The following is a 467-nucleotide window of genomic DNA, read 5'->3' as shown; positions in this document are numbered from 1 at the left end:
TGCGCGCTCACGCGGCCCGAGCCGTCGCCGGTGTCGAGGGCGTCGATCGCCGCGACCTCGGCGGCCGTGAGCTCGAAGCCGAAGAGGTCGAAGTTCTCCGCCATGCGCTCCTTGCGCGACGACTTGGGGAACACGATGAAGCCGCGCTGCAGGTGCCAGCGCAGGACCGCCTGCGCGGGGGTCACGCCGTGGGCGGTCGCGGCGTCGACGACGGCCTGCCGCTCGAACAGCGGGTACTTGCCCTGGCCGAGCGGGCCCCACGCCTCGATCTTCGTGCCGTGCGCGTCGGCCCACGCGAGCACGTCGCGCTGCTGGTAGGCCGGGTGCAGCTCGATCTGGTCGACGGCCGGGACGACGCCCGTGTCCGCGACGATCCGGTCGAGGTGCTCGGGCAGGTGGTTCGAGACGCCGATCGGGCGCGCCAGGCCGGCCTCACGGATCTCGACGAGCTTGGCCCAGGCGTTCGT

1 protein-coding gene is annotated in these 467 nt (G+C 73.0%); it reads right to left on the bottom strand.

Annotated elements, in window-relative coordinates; genetic code table 11:
- A partial coding sequence (locus G3I78_RS48085; RefSeq protein ID WP_164436934.1) for an aldo/keto reductase occupies positions 1-467 on the bottom strand: 467 nt, incomplete at both ends.

The organism is Streptomyces sp. SID13726, from assembly GCF_010548375.1.
Taxonomy (GTDB): Bacteria; Actinomycetota; Actinomycetes; order Streptomycetales; family Streptomycetaceae; genus Streptomyces.
The sequence above is the reverse complement of the archived record's forward strand: the minus strand, read 5'-3'. Positions and strand labels throughout refer to the sequence as shown.